The sequence below is a fragment of the Snodgrassella alvi genome (assembly GCF_002777425.1).
Lineage (GTDB): Bacteria > Pseudomonadota > Gammaproteobacteria > Burkholderiales > Neisseriaceae > Snodgrassella > Snodgrassella alvi_B.
In genome coordinates, this window is the sequence record NZ_MDVC01000085.1 from 1 (window position 1) to 2,106 (window position 2,106).

The 2,106-nt window shown below is 34.6% G+C and carries 2 protein-coding genes and 1 pseudogene; all 3 read right to left on the minus strand.

Annotation, left to right across the window (positions count from 1 at the left end; translation table 11 throughout):
- Positions 1-1,039, minus strand: a pseudogene (locus tag BGI33_RS07525) (IS481 family transposase); the annotation flags it as partial.
- 177 nt (positions 1,040-1,216) lie between these two features.
- The gene (locus BGI33_RS07530) at positions 1,217-1,594 is read right to left on the minus strand and encodes an SMI1/KNR4 family protein (RefSeq protein WP_100089918.1); all 378 of its coding nucleotides are present in this window, start codon (positions 1,592-1,594) and stop codon (positions 1,217-1,219) included.
- A 26-nt stretch (positions 1,595-1,620) separates the two neighbouring features.
- A partial coding sequence (locus BGI33_RS07535; protein WP_218965123.1) for a hypothetical protein occupies positions 1,621-2,106 on the minus strand: 486 nt, incomplete at its 5' end.

Sequence of the window (2,106 nt, forward strand, 5' to 3'; positions counted from 1 at the left end):
TAAAATAAATTCTCTAGCTGCTTTTCTTTAGCCAGTCCTTTTGTCTCTACCCAAGTTTGCCAGGGTGTCTTACCATAACAGTATTTCCCTGAATGTGCTCTTTCCCGATTGTAAAACTCTAGCCAAAGCTCAATATCTTGTTGTATCTCTTTCAGTTCTGTATATATTTTACGTCTAAACATAATATCATAACACTCGGTCTTCATCGTCTTATGGAACCGCTCACAGATACCATTCGTTTGCGGACTGTAAGCTTTTGTTTTCGTATGCTCTATATCCTCCAAATTCAGATATAGTTCGTATGCATGACGCTCTTTATGACCGTTATACTCACTTCCTCTATCCGTCAGAATTCGTAAAAGCGCTACCTGCTCATTATCAAAAAATGGTATCACTTTATCATTGAGTATATCCGCAGCAACTAAACTGTTTTTCTCCGTATATACTTTAGCAAACGCCAGTCTTGAATAGGTATCAATAAACGTTTGTTGGTATATTTTCCCAATCCCTTTAATATGACCAACATAATATGTATCTTGTGCGCATAAGTAACCAGGATGCTGGGTCTCAATTTCACCTTGTGCCTCTCGCGCTGCTTTCGCTTTCTCTAAAGCCTGTAGCTGGCTTTCTGTTAACACAAGCCCTTCCTGAGCTACTTTTGTTTCCAGAGCGATCAGCCTTTTTTTGAAGCTTTCTAAATCGTGGCGTAACCAGATTGAACGTACACCGCTGCCAGAGACCATTATTCCTTGCAGACGTAGCTGATTAGCTACCCGATGTTGTCCATAAGCAGGAAATTCATAAGCCATATTAACGACAGCCTGCTCAATATGAGGTTCTACGCGATTTTTCTCTATAGGTTTTTTGCGACTTATTTCCTGAAGAGCTAATTCTCCGCCCTGTTCATAGAGTTTTTTGAAGCGATAATAGCTGTCGCGATATATCCCAAGACTTTACAGGCTTGCTGAACGTTACCTAACTGTTTAGCGAGTTCTAAAAGACCTAATTTTGGTTTAATTATTTTTGCAGATTGATTCATTACTGACACTCCATTATTGGTTTTAAATACACTAAATGTCAGATTAAATAAAGACTACTACAATTAAGGCACTTCTCCATAATCATTTTTTAAGACATTATATTCTATATTTCAGTTGTAATTCTCAATTCTATAAGAAAAATTATACGGTTAGTATTATTCATGTTTACAAATATGTCATTCGATATATTTCCCTAAGTGATAAATATCAGTTGCCTCTTTATTCATTTCTAAAGAACCTAAAGCGCCTAAATCCAAACTATATATATTATCAGACTCATTATTTTTCTTGACGTATATAAAATAGCCTATATCACCATCTTGACCTATTAAAAAATAATTGGGTTCAATGTTTTGTATACTATATACATCATTTCTTTCTTGAATGTCATATATGTTATATATGTATATATATTCTTCTTTTTCAGTGATTAATTCATACGGCTCTTTATCTTGGACCTCTTCTGACAAAAATCGTACATATAAACTTGGAAATTTGATATTCATTTCTTTTTCAAGAATATACAATATTTCTATAATTGATTTCTTTTCCATAAAAAATTTACCATTCAATTAATATTCTATAAGTCAAAAAAAGGATTATTTATATTAGCATTTCTAATGCTATCGAAATATTTATAAGAATCATTTAACGCTTTTTTTGCTTGTGCTTTAGGTACACCGGCGTCAAGCATTTCCCTGTAACTTATGTTGAATTCTTGTTTTAAGGTTGTATTCCATCCTCCATTAAGTGATCTTCTAGCTCTTTGTGCTTGACTAATGTTAGCATGTGGTAAACCAGAAGAAGATTGTAATAATGTCGCTGGTGCAGCATTTCTTCGATAACTAGTTATATTTCTTTTAGCCCAAGCGTCTTGTATTGGATGATGGCTTTGTACGAAAGCATCAGATCTAGTGTTTCTATGGCCTAAAGCTCTATTTGCATTAGGAGATAAGTTACCATGTATGTCTACATCACCTTTTTTATAGCCATTTGGAGCTTTACATATTAACCCCCACGGATCCACCCAAGTCAACCCATTAGGCGCATACTGATACAGATTAAA

Excerpts from the sequence above, each read along its gene's own strand:
- BGI33_RS07530 (WP_100089918.1), bottom strand. The coding sequence starts at position 1,594 with ATGGAAAAGAAATCAATTATAGAAATATTGTATATTCTTGAAAAAGAA.